Below are 22184 nucleotides of genomic sequence, written 5' to 3' on the forward strand. Positions count from 1 at the left end.
AATGATAACATGTGAGAATCTAGTAAAGATCTATAAGATAGATGATGAAATCGAAGTAATGGCACTCCAGGGACTTGACTTACAAGTTGAAAAAGGGGAAGTTATGGGGATTATCGGAAATAGTGGTAGTGGCAAGTCAACGTTATTAAATATGCTAGGTGGTTTGGATCGACCAACTGCTGGAAAGTTAATCGTTGATGGTAAAGATTTGCTCAGACTTTCTGATAAAGAACTTGTAAAGTATAAGCTTGAAACGGTTGGTTTTGTATGGCAAAATAATGCTCGGAATTTAATCCCTTATTTAACGGCTGTAGAGAATGTAGAGTTGCCCATGCTTTTAAAAGGAAGTTATAAACGAGCTCGCGCCATTGAATTATTAAAGATGGTCGACTTGGGTCACCGAATAAATAGTAAACTTGATAAATTATCCGGTGGAGAACAACAGCGAGTAGCGATTGCAATCTCTTTAGCAAATAATCCTAGTCTATTATTAGCAGATGAACCGACAGGCAGTGTGGATACCAAAACGGCAGATATTATCCTCGATCTTTTTCGAAAACTGAATAAAGAACTTGGCATTACAATCGTAATTGTTACTCATGATACTCAATTAACGCAAAAGATGGATAGAGTTGTTTCGATTCGAGATGGTAAGACATCAAGTGAATTCTTAAGACGTACCATTCATGCTTCTAATACTAATATAGATCTTGATAAGGAAGAAGCGGAAGAGGATACACATGTAGAGTTAGCGGTAGTAGATCGGACTGGACGTATTCAACTTCCAAGAGAATATCTCGATTCTATTGGTTTCACACAAGAAGATAATAAACTTGAAGTGAAGTTTGAAGATGGGAAAATTATTATCTTAAATCCTGAGGATACGCAGGGTTAATTTATTCTAGAATGTAAGTGGTAGTAACATTTGTTGAACACACAGATAAGCTTCATTGAATAGAGTATAAATCAACAATAGTATTAAGGTCTGGTTATATTGTCGTTGTTCGTTTAGAATTAGGTATAATAGCTGAACATTATTATTTGACAAAAGACATCAAAAAAAGCTAAAAATAGACTAGGAAACACTCATTCTCATCAATACAAATAGAGGGATAATAATATGAAATTAACGATTCGAGAGATTGCAAAAATGGCTGGGGTTTCTCCAGGTACAGTATCTAAAGTTATTAATCAGACAGGTAGTATCAGTCCTAATACGATCCAAAAAGTCAAAAAAGTTATTGAAGATACAGGATATCAGCCTAGTTTTTCGGCGAAAGCATTAGCAACTAAAAAATCGAATATGATTGGACTTATTTATGCAGGGGAAGTACATGTAGAATTTAACCATCCTTTTTTTAATCAAGTTATCAACGCTTTTAAAAATGCAGTAGGTCAATTAGGATACGATATACTCGTTTTTTCTAATCAAGCTTTTAATATCGGTAAAGAAGATTACGTTGCCCGAGCGAAACATTATCAATTAGATGGTTGCTTAATAATTGCAGGGGAAAATATTGGAGAAACGATATACCAGTTAGATCAAAGTGATATTCCAACAGTTGCAGTCGATTTAAAATTAACAGGTGAACGATCAAGTTATGTGATGACAGATAACCAGAAGATTTCTCGTCAAGTGGTGGAATATTTCTATTTGAATGGCATTCGTAAATTGGCGTTTATTGGTGGTCAAGAAGATTCGGTGATTTCTAATGTGCGAAAAGATGCATTTATACAATCAATGGAAGATTATGGTATGGATTTACGTTATGAATGGGTGAAATATGGGAATTACTTTGAAGAGAGTGGTTATGAAAAAATGAAAGAAATGTTACAGGGAGATGTAAGGCCTGACGCTGTCTACGCAGTATCCGACATGATGGCATTAGGGGTGATGAAAGCAATTAAAGAAGCGGGTTTATCCGTGCCACAAGACATCAAAGTTGTTGGTTGTGATGATATTGAAGCCTGTCGTTACAGTGAGCCAAGTTTAGCTACTGTGAAGCAGGATCAGATCAAGATTGGCAGGTTGGCCGCCAATATGTTACATGATTTAATTAATGAACGAAAAGTACAAAAATCTGTTTTAGTCGATCCGGAATTAATTATTCGAGACTCAGGAGAGATTTAAAAGCCTACTTTATTTGCTTGTACGTTAGGAAAGCATATAATCCCCTGAATCCACGCATTTTCAATGTAGCCATTTTGAAATATAGTGTATATTAATCCATCACTCCGGCTGTCCACTCCCCTTTCCGTGGCGTTTTCCCTTCAACTAACTTTTTCGAGCACAAACCGCTCAAAAAAGTGGATCTTCAGGGAAAACGGATGCCACAGGAGTGGAAGCGGACGGCCTACGCTATAAAAAGGTTCTACAACATTTGTGACAGCTAACTTGTAGAGGTTTATGAACAATATGAAGTTAAAAGTCGCCATATCCCTACTTACACCCATTGTAGCGCATTATTTAGCGCAGGCGGCCACTTCGACTCCTAAGGGATCAGCGTGATCTGAAAATCCACTTTTGTAAAGCGAACTTCTTTACAAAAGTTAGCTGAAGATACGCCCTCTGGTATAGGATACACTGCGAAAGCTTGCTTGAGCAGATGTTGACTTATGCCCTATGGGTAAAAGCGAAGTGGGCAAGCCGTAGCGTGTGTTACACCTATTTTTCATTTCAAAATTACCACTAAAAGGACCGGGTGGGTTCCCAGTCTTTCTTACATTCATGTTTAATATTTTAAAAATCGGCAATAATGTTAACAAATTATTTTAAAATATTAAATGGTGAAGTAGGTGAAGGGATGAATCAATCGGAGCCAATATTGTTTCGTATTTTGCATGTTTTCGCTTCTTTTGTAACATTACAGTTGTTGTGGTTTTTCTTCTCTTTGGGGATAATAACGGTTATTCCTGCGACACTTGCAATGTATGCTGTGGTACTTGAATGGTCGAAAAACGGAATTGACTTAGGAATTTGGAAGAATTTCTTTCACTCATTCAAATACTATTTTAGAAAGACATTGTTTTTAGGTTTGAATATAGCTGTCATCATGCTAATCCTTACGTTGAACGCAACTATTATTCCGGCCTTAATTGGGTTTATGCATTTTTTTATGCAGGTCATATGGTTATTTGCAGCTAGTATATTTATCTTAACTTTAATTGCAATGCTTCCATTAATCGTAACTTCTCACTTAAAGGGAGTAAAGTTATGGAAAAATGCTTGGATTGCTTCTATTACTATTTTGCCTGAAATTTTATTGATTGGTATAATTGGACTTTTGTTTGCGATCGTTGTTCTCTATATGCCAATGGCGATTATTGCAATGGTTAGTCTATTTGCCTTTATACACATTACTATTTGGCAACGAGCCGTCAAAAAATTACCACAAGACTTTCTAGATCAATGCTTGTTAAAATATCGCTACCGCTAAAAACTGACCAAAAGGCACAAAAAGATGCCAAATGGTCAGTTTTTTTGCTGTACATATTATTAAATTCTTGTATGAATTAAGGATTATACGTTATACCTCTGGTATCCATTTTGAAATGATGTATGTGCATAGTAACCGCTGCGGCTTGCCCTTCAGCTAACTTTTCCAAGCATAAACCGCATGGAAAAGTGGATCTTCAGGGAAAACGATCCCACAGGAGTGGAAGTGGCGGCCTACGCTGAATAATGCTCTACAATGATTGCAAATGCTAACAGTTTGAATTGTTACAGGTATGAACTTATATTGTTAAGAATGATAAGTAATCTAGAGTAAAATTCATAGACGATATTGAATAAAGCCAACATGATTATTCTTATTTGAGTTGTAGAACATTTAATAGTGCAGGCGTCCGCTTCCACTCCAACGGGATGTTTTTATCCGAAGATCCACTTTGTTAAGCGATCTTTGCTTAGCAAAGTTAGCTGAGGAGAAAAACCCGTGGAAAGGGAAGCGGGCAAGCCGGAGCGATTGTTACGCAGTTATAAAATCTCATAATGAACACCAGTGTTATGTCGCATAATTCTTTTTTTCGGAATTGTGTATATTTGTTTTGTTTGTTGTTAATCATCAAGATTATTGATTTCAACTGTTTCGGTGTAGTTTGTTTGATTCACTTGTTCACCTTTTGAGAGGGCGAATAGCTTCTCGATAATTAAATTCCCCCACTTTTCTTGGTTTTGAGATATGATGCTTGTTAATTGTCCATTCACCAAACCTTCTTTAATTAGTGGTAAGTCATCAAATGTAACGGCAGTTTTATCCAAACCATGAGCTTTCCACACCGTAATAGCAGCAGGACCAGCAAGAGAATCGATGCCAACAAAACCGTCAAAGCTTGGATGATTTTCTACCATAGTTTCGATGTTGTCTAATGTAGAAGGTGCTGTGCCATCACTATATTCGATCGTTTCAATTGTTAATTTTGGATAGCTTTCAACAACTGTTTGCAGCCCTTCCATTCTTAATTTTAGGTTTTCCATCGTAGATAAGCCACTACTGACAATGATTGCCCCTTCATAATCGAGTAATTTAGCAATCGTTTCCCCAATGTGAAGCCCAGCTAAATAATTATCCGTACCAATATACGTATATCGTTTGCTACTAGGTGCATCGGTATCAAAGCAAACTACTGGTATGCCTTGATCAATGGCTTGATCGATTAATGGTGTAATCATTTCGGGATCAGTAGGTCCGATAGCTATACCATCCACCCCTTGTTCGATATATTTTTGAAGAAGAGCGGCTTGATCTTCAGCAGATGCGATTTTCGGTGCATCAATTCGCACATTAATTCCTATTCTATGCGCTTCTTTTTGAGCCGTTTCTGTAATCTTTTCAAAGAAGGGATGTGCAACAGGATAAATTATGGCAAAAGTTTGAGTATTTTCAGTTTGTGTATTCTCAGGTATAATCTGATCCACAGGATTGTTAGGATTAGAATCCCAAAATATTAGAAACAAGCTAATGGTAAGTAAAACTATGACAAGTACAACACTCCATTTCTTCATGGCAATCCCTCATTTTATAACGAACGTATTATAATGTACTAGCTGAGTATTGGTTCGTTAACTGGTTTTTGTATTCTTTAGTGGTCATTCCTGTTATTTTTTTGAAAATATGGCAAAAGTAATGAGAATCATTATATCCTACCTTATAAGCTATTTCATACGTCTTGTCGTTGGTCAATTCCAATAATTCTTTCGCCTTCTCAATTCTTGCTTTTGTTAAATATTCCGTAATGGTTTGTTTCATCTCTTTACTAAAAATATTACTGAGATAGGAAGCACTTATATTTACTTCGAGCGCAATTTGTTGAAGAGATAAACTGGATTCGTGATAACGCTCTGAAACCACTTGTTTTACTTGTTGAATTACTTTTGCATATTTACCAGTATCTTTGCGCGAAAAAAGCGGGAGTAGCATATTATTCATATAATCAACTATTTGTTCTGTCGACTGTACTTTATAAATACCTTCTTCTACTTGTTGAATCATTTTAACGCAATCATCGTCGTATTGGTCTGTTTCTTCGATATGATGTTTAATAGTTATCGTGAAATCTAATAAAAAATAATAAATAAGTACATTAGATCGTTCTTTTTTATTTAAAATGAATTCCGAATAATGTTGAACGAACCTGCTGACTTGATTTAATTGCCCAAATTTCAAAAAATGAATTAATTTACGTCGGTCTGCTGCTCTCATTAAATCTTGGTAGATATCATCATTTTCATGAAGAAACATTGTTGAAGTATACGATTGAATCGCGCGACTGTAACTGTATGCTTCTATCGCATTTTCATACGATAGTGTAATATGTTCGGTTCTCGTTTCAATCGACCCAATACCAAATACTGTAGTGGACAACGATTCACGTAGTTGATTGATTAGTTTAATGAGCATATGTTCAACATCATGTTTTAAGATGACAATCCATTTTGTTTCTTTAACAAAAAATAAAGCCTGATCGTTTTGTAATAATGTTGCTAGATGTTTTGTTTCTTCGCCATATTCTACTACTAAGACTGTATAACAACTAGCCATCAAGTCAATCTGTAATGCTTTAGCTTGATGTGAGATTTCTTCTGTTGACAAAGAACCTTTGCATAAATGATCATACAGTTCCTCTTTTGTATCAATTTTTGCATAGTGTACAGGTTGTGCCTCCATTTCTTTTTTTACTTTACGCAATATCGTTAGTAAATCCTGACTGCTGACAGGCTTCAGGCAATATTCTTCTACTTGTAGGCGGATAGCTTGTTGGGCATATTCGAATTCATCATGGCCGCTTAGAATAATAATCTTTATGTTCGGCATTTTTTCTTTAATGATTTTTGATAAGGTTAATCCATCCATAAAAGGCATTTTAATATCTGTTATCACAATATCTGGTTGGTGTTTTTCGATAAGAGGTAAGGCCATTTCTCCATCTGAAGCATCGCCACAATAGCTAAATCCTTCTTTTTCCCATTCGATTTTCTGGGCAATTCCTCTTCTTATAACTGCTTCATCATCTACTAAAAATATCTTTTTCATTTTCTTCCCCCCGATTTTGGAATCGTAATCGTTACTCTTGTGCCTGAACCTTTCCAGCTATTTATCTTTAGACCGTAATCTTTCCCATAATATAATTGTATTCGTTGCTGCACATTTATAAGTCCAAAACCATTTTTTGCTTCTGGTAAAACCTCACCAGTGAGGAGATGGTCTCTTAATTCTTGTAATCGTTCTTCATCCATTCCAATCCCATTATCAATCACGTCAAAACGTATGCAATTCTCTTCATCTATCCCGCCGTTGATCCGTAGAAAACCCTGACCCCGTTTGTTTTTAATCCCATGATAAATCGCATTTTCAACGACTGGTTGTAACAATAATTTTAGAATATGATAGCGTAATATATTGGAATCAATTTGAACAGATACATCTAATATGTCTTCGTATCTTGTTTTTTGAATATATAAATAACTTTCAATATGAGCGATCTCATCTGCAATCGTAATCCAATCCTTCCCTTTATTAAGTGAGATTCGGCTGTATTGTGATAACGCTTTGGTAAGTTCGATTACAGATTGATGTTCCTTTGCTTCTGCCAGCCAAATAATAGTATCTAATGTGTTATATAAAAAGTGTGGATTAATTTGTGCCTGCATTGTTCGAAATTCGGCTGCTTTCAATTTTTTTTCTTCTTCAATACTAAGGTCTAACAGTGACTTGATTTTAACAATCATTTGATTGAAGCTATCACCTAATGTAGCAATCTCATCTTCACCAACAGGTATTACCTTTGCTTCCAAGTTACCTTGTGCAGCTTGTTGCATTTTATCTTTAAGTAAGCGGATTGGTCGTATCAATCGATTGGAAATGAACATATACAAACCAATAATGAAAATAATACTACTAATAACGGCTAACACGATTAACGTTCGAATGTCATTACTGTCTTTCATAATTTCTTTAATAGGTGCTTGGCCGATCACTTTCCAGTTGGTCATTTTGGTAGTCTCATATACATAAAACATGTCATCGCTAGTATAATAACCTTGTTCCTTATCATTCATTTGACTCATGTCAATATATACAGGCTGATCTTTGTTTCTATCCTTCTGTTGGAAAAAGATATCACGGTCTTCCGACGAAATGTAAAAGGAACTATTATCAGTGTCTGTTAATGATTTATTGGCTAAGATCGATGTTATCGTAGAAGCATCAATTGTGATTTTCATCGTACCTATAACTGCTTCCGTAATATCCCATACAATGGCATTGGTTATTTCTAAGGTAGGAAAACCGTCCTGATAGGTAATTTCCATTTGAGCCTGGCTCGGATCCTCACTAAATAATGCATGTAACTGCTCATCGTTTTTTGTAACCTCTCTTTGATAGACTCCACGTTTATCGCTTATTGTTTTTCCTGTAAGATTCATAATTTCTATATCAAAAATATGCTCTCCTGAAAGATAACTTCTTTGATAAAAATCAAACAAACTTAATATTTCTTTAGCTTCATCATATGTTTCTTCTTGATGCAATAGAAACTGAACAGTACTTTGTTGTTTGCCAATTTCATTAAAACGATGAATATCTTGAAATAAAACATCAATCTCGCGTGTTATTTGGCTATTTTTAATTTGTGCTAGACTATAAGCTCTTTCTGAAATGATATTGGCAGATTTGTTGTAAGATATAAAACCTATAAATATCAATGGAAAAACGGTTAAAAGTACAAACATGACAAGCATTTTTGTACGTAAGCTTTTGTCTAACCACGTGAACCAGTTCCATTGCATGTTGCCACCCATCCTTCATCACGGTGTAATTGTTCGTAAAACATAATAGGAACTTTTACATTTGAAATTGTTTTAATTGATTTTGTAGTTGATCTACATAAATAAGTTGTTTTTCAGAGATTTCTGCAATTTCTTCTATAGTTGTAAGCTGTTCCTCACCTAAACCCCCGATAATTTCCATGTTTCGGAAACACTTTTTAACTTGTTCATTACATTCGCCGATATTATTTTGTAATTGTTTCATCATTCTAATAGAAGTATGAGTATTTTCTTGGAAGTGATCTTGCTGATTGGATAACCCGGATTCAAGGAAGTGCTGTTGCAATGATAGTTGTTCCATTAATTGTTTACTATGTTGTTGCAGCCATTCGATTTGGAGTTTTTGCTTTTGAAGGTCTTTGATGATGGTTTGGCTAGTGGCTGTCATTTGTTCACCAGCAGATAAGTTTTCTTCCGTACTTTTATGAATGTAATGTGATGTCTGAATGATTTCATTACTCGTTTGGTGTACTTGGCTTATGATATGTTTCAAATAATTCGTCATTACGTGAAATGCATTGTAGAGATCATCAATTTCATTCATGGCTATAATTGGCTTGATCGGTTCCGCCAAATTTCCTTTTGCGATTTCTCTTGCATGTCTATGTAATAAGTAAATTGGTTTTAACATAAATTTCGATGCCGTCCAGATGACTAAGAACGTAATCACCACTAGAAAAATATATACCATGATACTTATACGTATATCTCGATTGATTTTATCTTTGATGGCCTCTTTTTGGTTCTCACTTTCTGCAAGTGTTTCCTGTAATAAGGTTTGGACATGTTCATTTATTAATCCAGATGCAATACCGATATATTCTTGGGTAATGTACTTCTCTTCAGCAGGGGCATTTGTTTTAATTTGATTTCCCAAGCGATCGATATACTCAGTTGTTGTGCCAATCACTGTTCGGACTTCTGTTATTTCTTTTGTAAAAGGTTTTGCTGTTTCTTTACTTTCCACCGTATTAAGATGTTCTTCCATTTGAGCTAAAATCTGATATTGCTTGCCATCTTCGAAATATACTTTTCCATAAACGATATCACGAATCTCTTCTTCTAATTGATCTCTTAATTCTCCATGAATGGAATTGGTAAGATGGATGGTTTCTGTCATTTCATTATATTGCTTAATATAACTAAAAAAGAAAAAAAGCTGTACTAATTGAATAAGACCAAACCATAAAAAAAGTAGAACAAATACAAACAAAAACTTAGAGCGAATCGGCAATTTTCGAAATCTTGAAAACGCATTCATTATTATTTGCTCCTAACTGCGTGAAATATGATACGCTCATCTCGTATCTTCTATTCTAACTTATAAGAATAAGTTTCTATAGTCTATTTTAAATATTTTAAAAAAAATTACAATTATTACTTAAAAAATTACACTGTTATCTATAAATTTGATAAATAATTAATTTTTTTCAAAAAATATTCTATTACAAAGATGATGAAAGCGTTTTAGAATGAGAACATACCAATTAAATTTGGTAAAGAAAAAGGGAGGTTATACGAACATGAAGAAATTTTTAGCAAGTAAAGGAATATTGGTCTTACTATTAGGTCTGTTATTATTACTGGCTGCATGCGGATCATCAGAAGAAAGCAGTAACGAGGAGCCAGCAGCAGATGACACCCCAGAGCAAACAGAAGAGGAAAATGAGACAGAAGAAACAGAAACCGAAACGGAAACAGAGGAAGAAGGTAATGGAGAAGCTGGTGAAAAATTAGTGATTGGTTTTTCACAAGTAGGTGCTGAAAGTGAATGGCGTACAGCAAATACGAAATCGATTCAAGACGCAATCACCGATGCAGGTCATGAACTGAAATTCTCTGATGCTCAACAGAAGCAAGAAAATCAAATTAAAGCGATTCGTTCTTTTATAACACAGAAAGTGGATGCGATTGTATTCTCACCAGTGGTTGAAACTGGTTTTGAAACTGTATTACAAGAAGCAAAAGACGCAGATATTCCTGTTTTCTTAGCAGATCGATCCGTAGACATTGAAGATGATTCATTATGGACAACATTCTTAGGTTCTGATTTTGTTGAGGAAGGTCGTAAAGCTGGAAATTGGTTAGTAGAAGAGATGGCTGATGAAGAAGGACCAGTAAATATTGTTGAATTACAAGGTACCGTTGGTTCAGCTCCAGCAATTGATCGTAAAGAAGGTTTTGAAGAAATTATTGGTTCAGAAGATAAATTCGAAATTATTAAATCTCAAACTGGTGACTTTACAAGAGCGAAAGGTAAAGAGGTTATGGAAGCGTTTTTGAAGTCTGATGGAGAAAATATTGATGTCTTATATGCTCACAATGACGATATGGCGATCGGTGCGATTCAAGCCATTGAAGAATATGGATTAAAGCCAGGTGAAGATATCACAATCATTGGTGTCGATGCGGTAAGAGGTGCATTTGAAGCAATGGCTGATGGAAAAATGAATGTTACGATCGAGTGTAATCCATTATTCGGTCCACAATTAGTAGACTTAATTGAGCAGCATTTTGCTGGTGAAGAACTAGAGAAACGAATTGCTGTTGAGGAAAGCATGTACACAATGGATCAAGCAGAAGAATTATTACCAACGCGTGAATATTAATTAAAAGAGACAAAGCAAACAGTAAGAGGCTGGGACACAACATCCATGTCCCAGCTAAAGACAAATGATCAAAAATAATGAACATATGATAGAAAATGTTTAATGTGGTTATTTTGAAATTATTATTCTGCTTAGCAGTCGCTGCGGCTGCCCGCTTCCCTTTTACCACGGGCACAAGTGCAACATCTACTCAAGCAAGCTTTCGTAGTGTTTTCTATGCAGTGGGGATTTCTCCTCAGCTAACTTTGGTAAGCAAAATCCGCTTACCAAAGTGGATCTTCGGATAAAACGTTCCCACAGGAGTTGAAGCGGGCGGCCTTCGCTATAATGATACTCTACAATGTTTGTAACAGTTGAATTTTGACACATCTAAAAAAATCACAATTAATACTAAGATGATAAAACTTTTATTATACCACTTACATGCATTGTAGAAGTTAATTTAGCGCAGGCGTCCACTTCGACTCCTAAGGGATCAGTGCGATCTGAAGATCCACTTTGCAAAGTGCTCTTCTTTGCAAAGTTAGCTGAAGACGCGCCCCTTGGAAAGCGAAGTGGGCAAGCCGGAGCGGTTGTTACGTATTCATATCATTCAAAATTACCACTTTGCAAAAAAAGGAGGTAATCAAGTTGCCTGAACAACAACCACGATTAGTCATGGAGAATATCGTGAAAGAATTTCCCGGTGTTAAAGCTTTATCAGATGTACAACTATCACTTTATCCTGGAGAAGTGCATGCCTTAATGGGGGAAAATGGTGCAGGAAAATCTACTTTAATTAAAGTGCTAACAGGTGTTTATTCTATTGATCAGGGCAGTGTCGTCATGGATGGCAAAACAGTCCATATTAAAAATCCCCAGGATGCCCAAGAGCACGGGATTAGTACCGTGTATCAGGAAGTAAACCTATGTACCAATCTCTCCGTTACCGAAAATATCTTTATTGGAAGAGAAATCAAAAAACACGGGCGTTTAGCCTGGAAGGAAATGCATAGTCGTGCAAAAGATTTGCTCGAAAGTTTGCAATTAAACATAGATGTAACAAAGCTATTATCTAATTATTCTGTGGCGATTCAGCAGATGGTTGCTATTGCACGTGCCCTTAATGTCTCTGCTAAAATCCTCATTCTGGATGAGCCTACTTCAAGTCTTGATCGTGATGAAGTAAAACAATTATTTTCAGTTATAAGGAATTTAAAAAAAGACGGTTTAGCAATCGTTTTTGTTAGTCACTTTTTAGATCAGATATATGAAATTACTGATCGTCTAACCGTTTTGAGAAATGGTGAATGGATCGGTGAATATATGACCAAAGATATCGAGCGCATGGATCTTGTGTCCAAGATGATAGGCAAGGAATTGGAAGAGCTTGAAAATGTTTCGAAAAATATTACCAAACAAGTAAGAGAAAAAGAAACATTTCTAAAAGCAGATGAAATCGGTTTAAAAGGGAAAATTCAACCATTTAATTTCGAATTAAATAAAGGGGAAATAGTAGGGTTTGCTGGATTATTAGGCTCAGGCCGAACAGAAGTTGCTAGACTTTTATTTGGTGCTGATAAAGCAGACCAGGGATCTATCTCAGTCAATGGAAAGAAAGTACATTTCTCTTCACCAAGACAAGCGATTTTAAATAATATTGGTTTTTGTTCTGAGGACCGTAAAGCGGAAGGTATTATCCCGGAATTGACAGTTAGGGAAAATATTATTCTAGCTATTCAAAGTGTTAATGGTTGGTTTCGTTATTTATCAAAAACGAAGCAATCCAAAATTGCGGATGAATATATAGAACTTTTAAATATCAATCCAGCCAACCCAGAACAATTAATCAAGAATTTAAGTGGTGGAAATCAGCAAAAAGTAATGTTGGCAAGATGGTTAGTCACGGATCCAGAATTACTGATTTTAGATGAGCCAACACGTGGAATTGATATTGGAGCAAAAACAGAAATTATGAAGTTAATGACAGAATTAAGTCAGAAAAATAAAGCCATTTTATTTATTTCTTCTGAACTAGAAGAGATTTTGCGAACCAGTCATCGGATAGCTGTTCTAAGAGATCGAAAGAAAGTATCGGAGTATCAAAACCAAAAAGATTTAACACAGCAAGAATTAATGAAAGAAATGGCCGGAGGAATGTGATATGGGGAAATCTATTATGAGATCAAGATTATTTTGGCCAATCATGGTGTTACTACTTATTCTATTAATCAATCTATTTTTTGATAGTAGTTTTCTATCAATCGAGGTACGCAATGGTCGCCTAACAGGAAGTATTATTGATATTTTAAACCGTGGGGCACCATTAATGTTAATTTCGATTGGCATGACATTAGTTATTGCGACGAAAGGTATTGATTTAAGTGTTGGTTCTGTGATTGCAATGTCTGGTGCAATTGGTGCTATGTCAGTGGCAAGCGCAGAGACAGATGGTCTTGGACCACTATTTACAGCTATTGCCCTAGCTTTAGTTATTTCTACATTAGTAGGTGGTTGGAATGGCCTGCTTGTTTCAAGAATAGGTGTACAGCCGATCGTTGCAACCTTAATTTTAATGGTAGCAGGGAGAGGGGTCGCCCAGTTAATTACGGGAGGTCAAATTACGACCGTTTATTATGATCCATATAATTTTATCGGTGGAGGTTATTTACTTGCCTTACCATTCTCCGTTTTTATCGTTGCATTTGTTTTATTAATAGCGGTGTTGATAACAAGAAAAACAGCGTTAGGTTTATTTATTGAATCAGTTGGATCGAATCCAGATGCGAGTAGATTGGCTGGTATAAATTCAAAAAATATTATGCTTATGGTTTATTTGTTTTCCGGATTTTGTGCAGGAGTAGGTGGTTTAATTTTATCATCTAATGTGATGAGTGCAGATGGAAACAACGCAGGTCTGTGGTTTGAATTAGACGCGATTTTAGCTGTTGTTATTGGAGGTACATCACTCATGGGAGGTCGTTTTTATTTAATGGGGACAATCATTGGCGCTTTGATTATTCAAAGTTTAACCACAACGATTTATTCAATTGGTGTCCCAGCAGAAACGAACCTAGTGGTAAAAGCGGTTGTTGTATTGATTGTCTGTTTATTACAATCTCCAGAATTCAGGAGCAAAGTATTCGGAACTGGTAAGCTGAAAAAGACAAAAGAACAAAAAGAAAGCGAGGGTGTTACTTTATCATGATTAATCGATTATCACTTGATTACAAACAACTTCCGTTAATTGCCACCATTGCTTTATTTGTTCTTATGTTTAGTTTTGGTTCCTTACGTTATACGGGCTTTTTTTCTACCCAAGTATTTCTTAATTTATTTATTGATAATGCCTTTTTGATCGTTGTAGCAGTTGGAATGACCTTTGTCATTTTGTCTGGTGGGATTGATTTATCGGTAGGATCTGTTATTGCATTAACGAGTATGGTTGCTGCAAGTTTGACAATGGAAGCACAATTATCTCCAGTGATTGTGGTACCTATTAGTCTTTTAGTAGGTACGGTGCTAGGAATGGTACAAGGATCACTGATTCATTTCTATAATTTGCAACCGTTTATTGTTACCCTAGCAGGGATGTTTTTAGCACGAGGCTTAAGTTATGTCATAAGTGTCGAAACCATTGCAATCGAACATCCTTTTTTTAGTTATATGGCAAGTACGCAAATTCCATTCCCTGGTGATACCTTCATATCGATAAGTGTTGTGATTGCTATAATCATTGTCATTATCGCTATTTTCCTAGGCCATTTCACAAAATTTGGTCGAACGGTTTATGCGATTGGAGGCAGTGAGCAATCCGCAATGTTAATGGGATTACCTGTAGGCAGAACGAAAATACTTATTTATACGTTAAGTGGCTTTTGTGCGTCATTAGCAGGTTTAATTTTTACATTTTATATGTTGTCTGGTTATGGATTACATGCAAATGGTATGGAACTTGATACCATCGCTGCAGTCGTTATTGGCGGAACATTGTTAACAGGTGGTGCTGGTTATATAGCTGGTAGTGTCGTTGGTGTGCTCATTCTAGGAATCATTCAAACCATTATTGTTTTTGAAGGAACCTTGAGCTCATGGTGGACCAAAATTGCGATTGGTGTCTTATTGTTTTTGTTTATCGTTTTACAACGAATTATTGTGATGCGCAGTGAGAAAAAACAAGCAAAAGAATAATAATTTAGTAGGGAGTTATAGATATGAACAATAAACGAAATATATCCCTGTTGATGGTTTCATTACTTTTATTCCAATTGTTCGCTGGAAGTGTTCCTTATACAGTTCAAGCAGCAGAAGAAGCAAACAACTCTGAGAGTAGTTTGCTTCTTCATTATGACATGAAACAATCAAAAGAGATAGATGGAAAAATCGTTTTGAAAAATAAAGCAGGAGCAGAATTTGATGGTATTTACCAAAACGATAGTAAAGGTGATCATTACTCAAATGAACAGGTAGGATTTGTTGAATTAGATGGTGGTCCGGCAAGTGACGCGAATGCTTATATTGAAATTCCCAAAGCAGATGATCAACGTGATTTATTAAGTGATTTAGACAGTGTAACGGTTACCTCTTTGGTGAATTGGTCAAATGATGGAACAAATCGTTGGATCTATGGATTTGGAACAGTAGATGATGACATCGAACATGGAAATAGTTATCTGTTCACAACTCCGATGCATGGTGCTAGTAATGTTGCGGCTACTGGCATATCTGAAGCAGGCTGGCGAAATGAATCACTCATTCAAGCAGATCAAATCATTTCAGCAAATCAATGGAATGTTGTTACTTCGGTATTTGATGGGGAAGAGGGTTTACTCACATTATATGTGAACGGAGAAGAAATTGCTGCAGGTTCTACGGAAGGTAAACAACTTGCCAATATTATCGATCCAAGCGCAAGTTATTCCGGTTTTATTGGTAAATCTATTTTTCAAAATGATCAATATTTTAAAGGAAGTATTGCAGATTTTCGTGTCCATGGTGAAGCATTAACAGCTGTCGAAGTAGCAAGCCTATCAGATCAATTACAAGATACAATTGATCCTTTAAATCAATTGCTGGTCGACAAGCAACAAGAACAATTAGCTATCGAACCGTACTTGCACTCGCAGGATACAGTAGATTCTGTGACAAGAGATCTTTCTTTACCTACAGAAACAGAAAATGGTGTGGCAGTAACTTGGGAAACGTCTAATCCAGAAATTATTTCATCAGACGGTAAAGTTTCGCGCCCTGGAGTAGAGCAAGGGAATACAGTAGTGGAATTAACAGCCACTTTAACTTATCAAGGTATCGATACGACAAAAACGTTTGCAGTTACGGTTATCAAACAATTTTCCGATATGGAGAGAGTTGAACAGGATGCAGAATCAATCTCGGTTTATAATCCGACTAACGTCAAAGGTAATCTCCATTTAGTAACAACTGGAGAAAATGGTTCTGAAATTAGTTGGGAATCCTCACATCCAGAAATCATAAAAGGAACCGAACAAGTAACAGAGGATGCCAATCAATTAGGTTGGGTTAAAAGGCCAACTACTGACACAGATGTTACCTTAACAGCAAGTGTTCAATATAATGAAGCAATTACCACTAAAGAGATTCCAGTTACCGTAAAAAAAGATCCAGGAGAACAAGATTATGATGCTTATTTCTTTAGTTATTTTACTGGTGAATATGAAGGTGGAGAAGAAATATCTTTTGCCGTTGCCGAAGATCCCTTACATTGGCGTGCGTTAAATAATGGACAATCTGTCATTCAATCGACAATGGGAGAACAGGGATTGCGTGATCCGTTTGTGATTCGTTCTCCAGAAGGCGATAAATTTTATATGATCGCAACCGATTTAAAAATGGGTGAGAGCACAAACTTTGATCAAGCTCAAATTACTGGAAGTCACTCGATTATGGTCTGGGAATCAGATGACCTTGTTAATTGGAGTGAACAGCGTATGGTGGAAGTTGCTCCAGATAATGGTGGTAACACATGGGCTCCAGAAGCTTTTTATCATGAACCGACTGGCGAGTATGTCGTATTTTGGGCATCCTCGATTCCGAATGAAGAAACCTATGGTGATTATCCAAATGGTCGTCCAAATGGTCAATATAATGTAATGTATTATGCGACAACTCGTGACTTTCATACGTTCTCGGAACCAAAAGTGTATATTGATGATAGTTTTCCAACGATCGATACCACTTTTATTCAGGATGACGAAACATTGTACCGATTTACCAAGTCTGAAGTGAATTACAAAGTATATTACGAGAAAGCAACAGATATTTTTGAAGATGTGGATGGAATAGCAGAAAATGGTTATCAATTTAATTTGATCGATGGGACTAAAAGTGGTAACCAAGGTTTAATTGGTCATGGAGGAAATAATGAAGGACAAACTATCTTTAAAGCAATCGATGAAGAAAAATGGTATTTGTTCCTCGATTCATGGCCATACCATGTACGCTGGACGGATGACTTAGAAGATGGTAGTCAACTAGTGAACAATGTATTAGATGAAGAGGACTATGCACTTCCACCAGGCCCTAGACATGGTACCGTCATACCGATTACCAATCAAGAATATCAAGCATTAACCGAAAAATATTTACCAGAAGGACCAGAAGAGCAAGATCAACCCATTGTTCATTACCGTTTTGATCAAAGCGATGATGGTTCCATTACAGATGTAAGTGGTAATGGTTATGATGCACAGATGCATGGCAATGCCAGCATAGAAACAGAAGACGCGATTGGGGATTCCCAAGGATTTGTGCAGTTAGATGGTGACACAGGTTATGTCGAAATGCCTGAAAACCTTATCCAACAAGAAAACCTGGAAAAAATGACAATTTCAACCTGGGTCAAAGTCGATCAGAATCAAGCAGATCAACGCATTTTTGATTTTGGAGCAGACACAGGTAGAGTCGCCAATCGAAACAGTATGTACTTAAGTACCCAAGGTGATTCAGGACAGTTGGAATTTGCAACCGTCACCCCTTTTACTGAAAAATTCGGCAATGCAACTGCCGATTTACCATCGGATTATAAATATCGTTTAACATCTAATCGATTAGGGTTAAATCAGTGGCAACATGTTGCTGTAACGATTGATGGCTTTACTGCCAAAACCTTTGTTAATGGTGAACTGGTTGATTCGAGTGATACCTATAATCTCGAACCAAGAATGTTAATGGAAACGACAATGAATTATCTGGGTAGATCAAGTCGTGATAATCAAGCCTATTTTGCAGGAGGAATCGACGAGTTTCAAATTTATAATCGAGCGTTAACAGAGCAGGAAATTGAACATTTAGCAGATGAAGAAACGGTTGAGCCACCACCAACAGAAATCGATCTTTTACTTGATTATGATATGCAACATATTGAGGACGACACTATCATAGATCAGGCAGGTAATTTTGATGGAACGCTAACTGGAATTGATGAGGAAGAGATCGTTACAACAGATGATATTGGAATCATCGAGCTTAGTGGTGAAGATGCTTATATTGAGATGCCTCAAGGAATTTTAGATGATCAAGAAAGCATTACGGTTTCTTCTTTAGTGAATTGGAATGGTGAGAATGTAGCGGAATGGTTGTACAGCTTTGGTCAAAACGATCAACAGTACCTATACTTTACGCCAAGATATAATGCAGATGGATCGGCTCGCTTTGGCATTGCCACAGACGGCTGGCGAAATGAAGTGTCAACCAAAGCGGATACGTTGGCGTCTAATCAATGGAAATTAGTGACCACCGTGTTTAATGGAAGTGATGAAACGCTAGATCTCTATATTGATGGTGAATTTGTCTCCAGTGAGTCAGCAGGTGAATTTACGTTAGCCGATATTGCTAATCCAACTGGTCCAAGTGGCTATATCGGACAATCCTTCTATAGTGCAGATCCTTATTTTAAAGGTCTTATTGCTGATTTCGAAGTGTATGATGGGGCCTTATCTGCGTCAGCAATACAACAGTTAGAAGAAGTAGCGGAAATAAAAAGGGATGCGATTGATTCGATTCTAGTGGAACAAGCGAAACAACGATTAACGGTTTCGCAAATACTTGGTGAAAATAAAGACGCACAAACTATAACAGAAGATCTTTTACTACCTGACTCTGGAAGTAATAACACAACTATTTCTTGGAAATCATCTGATCCACAATGGATAAGTGATCAAGGACAAGTGGCAAGACCGAACCATGGACAAGGAAACAAAACCGTCACATTAACAGCGACCCTTTCTGATGGAAATGTTTCGGTTGAAAAAGAATTTAGCTTGACGGTACTTGAAAAAACATCTGTCGAGCAACGTTTAAAAGAAGCATTACAAGCATTAGTTGTTCACAATGTCGAAGATGTCAGAGGCAATTTGACGTTACCTACGAATGTTACAGAAGAAGTTGATGTAACTTGGACGACTTCAGATACAGAGACTATTACCGCAACAGGCGAAGTATCAAGGCCTGCTTTTGGTGAAGGTGATACAGATGTTGTATTAACGGCAACGTTGCAGTTGGACGAACAAAAATTAGTAAAGTCATTTAAAGCGAAAGTAAAGGAACTACCTGAGCCTGAGGAATATCAAGGTTATTTCTTTCCCTATTTTACAGGTGAAGGTTATGAAAATGGTGAGCAAATCTATTTCGCTTTAAGTGAAGGAAATAATCCATTGAAATGGCAACAATTAAATGATGGCAATCCAGTATTCACTTCAGAACTTGGAGAAAAAGGTTTACGCGATCCTTTTATCATCCGTTCACCAGAGGGCGATAAGTTCTATATGATTGCGACAGATTTGAAGATTCACGGTAATGGTGATTGGAATAAAGCGCAAACACAAGGTAGTCGCTCGATTATGGTCTGGGAGTCCAATGACCTTATCAATTGGTCTGAACAGCGTATGGTAGAAGTCGCACCAAAAGAAGCCGGAAATACATGGGCACCTGAAATTTTTTATGATGAGACAACAGGTGAATACATTGTTTTTTGGGCATCTAAATTATATGAAAATGAAACAGATCGAAACAATGGCGCAAGCTACCAACGAATGATGTATACCAAGACAAGAGATTTCCATACCTTTACTGAACCTGAAGTATATTTAGATTATGGTTATTCGATTATAGATACGACGATGATTGAGCATGATGGGAAAATCTATCGTTTTACCAAAGATGAAAGAGGATACCATGCGGAGGATTCTCCAAATGGCAAATTCATTTTCCAAGAAGTTGGCGATTCTGTATTAGATCCTGACTTTGAAATGATCAAAGAAGGTGTAGGAAAAGGAACCATCAACCAAGGAGAAGGACCAGCCATTTTTAAATCAAATACAGAGGAAAAATGGTATTTGTTTATTGATGAATTCGGCGGAAGAGGATATGTTCCATTTGAAACGACAGATCTTGCTTCAGGTGAATGGACGATCCCAGATGAATATGAATTACCGAGCCGACCACGTCACGGAACTGTTTTACCAATCACAGCATCAGAATACCAAGCACTGCAAAATCAATTGCCAGAAGAGCAAGAAGAACCACAAGATCCAATTGAGTCGATCACAATTACGGATAAAGATTTGAGATTAACAGTTGGAGAAAATAAACAACTAACCGCAGAAATAAACCCAGATCAAGATGTAGAATTATTGTGGAATTCTAATAATAAGCAAGTCGTGACAGTAAATGAAACTGGAACGATTACCGCACACGCTGAAGGTGAAGCTTACATTACCGTTAGTACGGCAAATGGTAAACATTCAGATGTTGCTAAAGTAGTAGTGACAGAAGAAACGGACCCTGTACCTACTAATGAATTACAAATTGGTCAACAAACAGTAGTAAATGCAGGCGAGTTGTATTATTTAACAGATTCCAAAGTAACGATTCAAATGCCAGATGATTTACCAGCTGGAACATTATTAACTATTAACGAGGCGGATGCTCAAGCATTGGTAAACAAACCTTTTGAACTTGCTGGAAGCATATTTGATTTTGAAATCATCTATCCAGAAGGAAGTCAGCAACCAACTGACCCGTTTTTACTCACTTTAGAGGTAGATGAAGCAAATCAGGATGAAGAGGTAGCGATCTACTATTATAATGAAGCAGATCAAAAGTGGGAAAAACAAGAAAGCAATAGTGAGGCACAACAAGGAATGATTTCAGCTGAAGTAGCTCACTTTTCGATTTATGGGGTATTGATGAGAGAAACTACAGGAGAGCAACCAAACGACAATAATGAACCAGATCCAGAACAGCCGAAAGATAATGAGCAACCGACAGAGCCAGAAGAAGAGGAAAAACCTCAAAACGGAGAAGATAAACAAGACAACAAAGAATTACCTGATACAGCAACGACACTGTTTAATTGGTTAGCGATAGGATCTTTGCTAGTTATAGTAGGTGTGGGATTGGTTGTAATACGAAGACGCAAAACTTGAAAAGCTGAGATTAAACAAAATTAAATCAATAAAAAAACCCGAACAAGTAAGAAAATTCGATTAGAATTTCTTACCGTTCGGGTTTTTTATATTACATAAGAGAAGGATTATACGACATAACTCTTTTGGTAATTATGAGATGTTATATGTGCTTTGTAACCGCTCCGGCTTGTCCGGGAGTAGCCGTCAAGGCTGAGAATCTAATGGAGTGAAAGTCTCCTGTCATCAATTGACCGGTTCGGATGACTAGTATATCCAATGCGTGGTGAGGTAACGAACCACGTTCTGCTTGGAAGTAAAAGTCACTGCGGCTCAACTTTACGCAGAGAGAGTATGGGTCGGAACAGCTAGAGTGGCAAGCAAATCTAGAGGCTAGAAGGCTTTAACGAATACTGCAGCTCCGAAATCGAGCGCCCTTCAGAAGCTGTTGAGGGGATAACTTGTGATGCGCCGACCTGGTTGGGCAATGGGGAAGGCCGATGTTCTATGGGAAGTAACGGTCAAGAGCACCATAGAAGCAGCCGGAGTAGGGGTTCTGGCATCTAGAGAAAGATTTTCAGAGATAACGACGGGAAAGTCCTACTTCCAGCTGGGATGACAACAACCAGCAAAGACCAACCATATAAGTGACAAGCGAAAATGGTTAGGAGGATTTAGGATGGACGCATGAGGTCGTAGTAGCGAAGAGGAAAGGGTAATGCCTTTCTAAGCTTATGGAATGAAGCTTCTACAAAGGTAACACCAGAGTAGAGCGAAGGACCTCTGGGCGACTGGGCGTCCGTGTCAAAGAATAAACAGAACACAGAG

12 protein-coding genes are annotated in these 22184 nt (G+C 36.9%); 8 read left to right on the top strand and 4 right to left on the bottom strand.

Translation table 11 applies throughout. The features are described from left to right. The first annotated feature begins 1 nt into the window (after nucleotide 1). The 3 genes from BN3107_RS05680 to BN3107_RS05690 all read left to right on the top strand — a co-directional run bounded on the left by BN3107_RS05680 (nucleotide 2) and on the right by BN3107_RS05690 (nucleotide 3437). Complete coding sequence (locus tag BN3107_RS05680; RefSeq protein WP_058306654.1) at nucleotides 2-895, top strand: ABC transporter ATP-binding protein; 894 nt, start codon at nucleotides 2-4, stop codon at nucleotides 893-895. A gap of 225 nt (nucleotides 896-1120) precedes the next feature. Continuing rightward, nucleotides 1121-2131, top strand: coding sequence for a LacI family DNA-binding transcriptional regulator (locus BN3107_RS05685; RefSeq protein ID WP_058306655.1), 1011 nt, complete (start codon nucleotides 1121-1123; stop codon nucleotides 2129-2131). Nucleotides 2132-2804: 673 nt separating this feature from the next. Next, entirely contained in the window at nucleotides 2805-3437 is a 633-nt protein-coding gene (locus BN3107_RS05690; RefSeq protein ID WP_231735257.1) for a DUF624 domain-containing protein, read from the top strand. Nucleotides 3438-4057: 620 nt separating this feature from the next. Here BN3107_RS05690 and BN3107_RS05695 read toward each other — a convergent pair. Genes BN3107_RS05695 through BN3107_RS05710 form a run of 4 tightly spaced genes read right to left on the bottom strand, consistent with a single transcriptional unit; the run spans nucleotide 4058 to nucleotide 9587 of the window. Beyond that, nucleotides 4058-5005 carry a substrate-binding domain-containing protein gene (locus tag BN3107_RS05695; RefSeq protein WP_058306657.1) on the bottom strand — a complete coding sequence of 316 codons (948 nt, stop codon included), beginning with the start codon at nucleotides 5003-5005 and terminating at the stop codon, nucleotides 4058-4060. 28 nt (nucleotides 5006-5033) lie between these two features. Further along, entirely contained in the window at nucleotides 5034-6533 is a 1500-nt protein-coding gene (locus BN3107_RS05700; RefSeq protein ID WP_058306658.1) for a response regulator, read from the bottom strand. Next, nucleotides 6530-8287 carry a sensor histidine kinase gene (locus BN3107_RS05705; protein ID WP_058306659.1) on the bottom strand — a complete coding sequence of 586 codons (1758 nt, stop codon included), beginning with the start codon at nucleotides 8285-8287 and terminating at the stop codon, nucleotides 6530-6532. The genes BN3107_RS05700 and BN3107_RS05705 overlap by 4 nt, the downstream gene beginning before the upstream one ends. Nucleotides 8288-8342: 55 nt before the next feature. Then, nucleotides 8343-9587, bottom strand: a complete 1245-nt coding sequence (locus tag BN3107_RS05710) for a methyl-accepting chemotaxis protein (RefSeq protein ID WP_058306660.1) — start codon at nucleotides 9585-9587, stop codon at nucleotides 8343-8345. A 262-nt stretch (nucleotides 9588-9849) separates the two neighbouring features. On the opposite strand from BN3107_RS05710, the gene BN3107_RS05715 reads away from it, so the two are divergent. From BN3107_RS05715 to BN3107_RS05735, 5 genes are all read left to right on the top strand, one after another. Next, nucleotides 9850-10935: an ABC transporter substrate-binding protein gene (locus tag BN3107_RS05715; protein ID WP_058306661.1), complete on the top strand. Its 1086-nt coding sequence runs from the start codon at nucleotides 9850-9852 to the stop codon at nucleotides 10933-10935. Between the two features lie 630 nt (nucleotides 10936-11565). Continuing rightward, the gene (locus tag BN3107_RS05720) at nucleotides 11566-13077 is read left to right on the top strand and encodes a sugar ABC transporter ATP-binding protein (RefSeq protein ID WP_316245019.1); all 1512 of its coding nucleotides are present in this window, start codon (nucleotides 11566-11568) and stop codon (nucleotides 13075-13077) included. 1 nt (nucleotide 13078) lies between these two features. Then, nucleotides 13079-14122, top strand: a complete 1044-nt coding sequence (locus BN3107_RS05725; protein WP_082631240.1) for an ABC transporter permease — start codon at nucleotides 13079-13081, stop codon at nucleotides 14120-14122. After that, nucleotides 14119-15105: a galactofuranose ABC transporter, permease protein YjfF gene (gene yjfF, locus BN3107_RS05730; protein ID WP_231735258.1), complete on the top strand. Its 987-nt coding sequence runs from the start codon at nucleotides 14119-14121 to the stop codon at nucleotides 15103-15105. The genes BN3107_RS05725 and yjfF overlap by 4 nt, the downstream gene beginning before the upstream one ends. 23 nt (nucleotides 15106-15128) lie before the next feature. Next, the gene (locus BN3107_RS05735; protein WP_058306662.1) at nucleotides 15129-21377 is read left to right on the top strand and encodes an immunoglobulin-like domain-containing protein; all 6249 of its coding nucleotides are present in this window, start codon (nucleotides 15129-15131) and stop codon (nucleotides 21375-21377) included. Nucleotides 21378-22184 lie beyond the last annotated feature (807 nt).

The organism is Gracilibacillus massiliensis (assembly GCF_001458115.1).
GTDB classification, from domain to species: domain Bacteria; phylum Bacillota; class Bacilli; order Bacillales; family Amphibacillaceae; genus Gracilibacillus; species Gracilibacillus massiliensis.

Bases quoted from the DNA above. Each gene is read 5' to 3' on its own strand.
- BN3107_RS05680 (WP_058306654.1), top strand. From the start codon at position 2: ATGATAACATGTGAGAATCTAGTAAAGATCTATAAGATAGATGATGAA.
- BN3107_RS05685 (WP_058306655.1), top strand. From the start codon at position 1,121: ATGAAATTAACGATTCGAGAGATTGCAAAAATGGCTGGGGTTTCTCCA.
- BN3107_RS05690 (WP_231735257.1), top strand. From the start codon at position 2,805: ATGAATCAATCGGAGCCAATATTGTTTCGTATTTTGCATGTTTTCGCT.
- BN3107_RS05695 (WP_058306657.1), bottom strand. From the start codon at position 5,005: ATGAAGAAATGGAGTGTTGTACTTGTCATAGTTTTACTTACCATTAGC.
- BN3107_RS05700 (WP_058306658.1), bottom strand. From the start codon at position 6,533: ATGAAAAAGATATTTTTAGTAGATGATGAAGCAGTTATAAGAAGAGGA.
- BN3107_RS05705 (WP_058306659.1), bottom strand. From the start codon at position 8,287: ATGCAATGGAACTGGTTCACGTGGTTAGACAAAAGCTTACGTACAAAA.
- BN3107_RS05710 (WP_058306660.1), bottom strand. From the start codon at position 9,587: ATGAATGCGTTTTCAAGATTTCGAAAATTGCCGATTCGCTCTAAGTTT.
- BN3107_RS05715 (WP_058306661.1), top strand. From the start codon at position 9,850: ATGAAGAAATTTTTAGCAAGTAAAGGAATATTGGTCTTACTATTAGGT.
- BN3107_RS05725 (WP_082631240.1), top strand. From the start codon at position 13,079: ATGGGGAAATCTATTATGAGATCAAGATTATTTTGGCCAATCATGGTG.
- yjfF (WP_231735258.1), top strand. From the start codon at position 14,119: ATGATTAATCGATTATCACTTGATTACAAACAACTTCCGTTAATTGCC.
- BN3107_RS05735 (WP_058306662.1), top strand. From the start codon at position 15,129: ATGAACAATAAACGAAATATATCCCTGTTGATGGTTTCATTACTTTTA.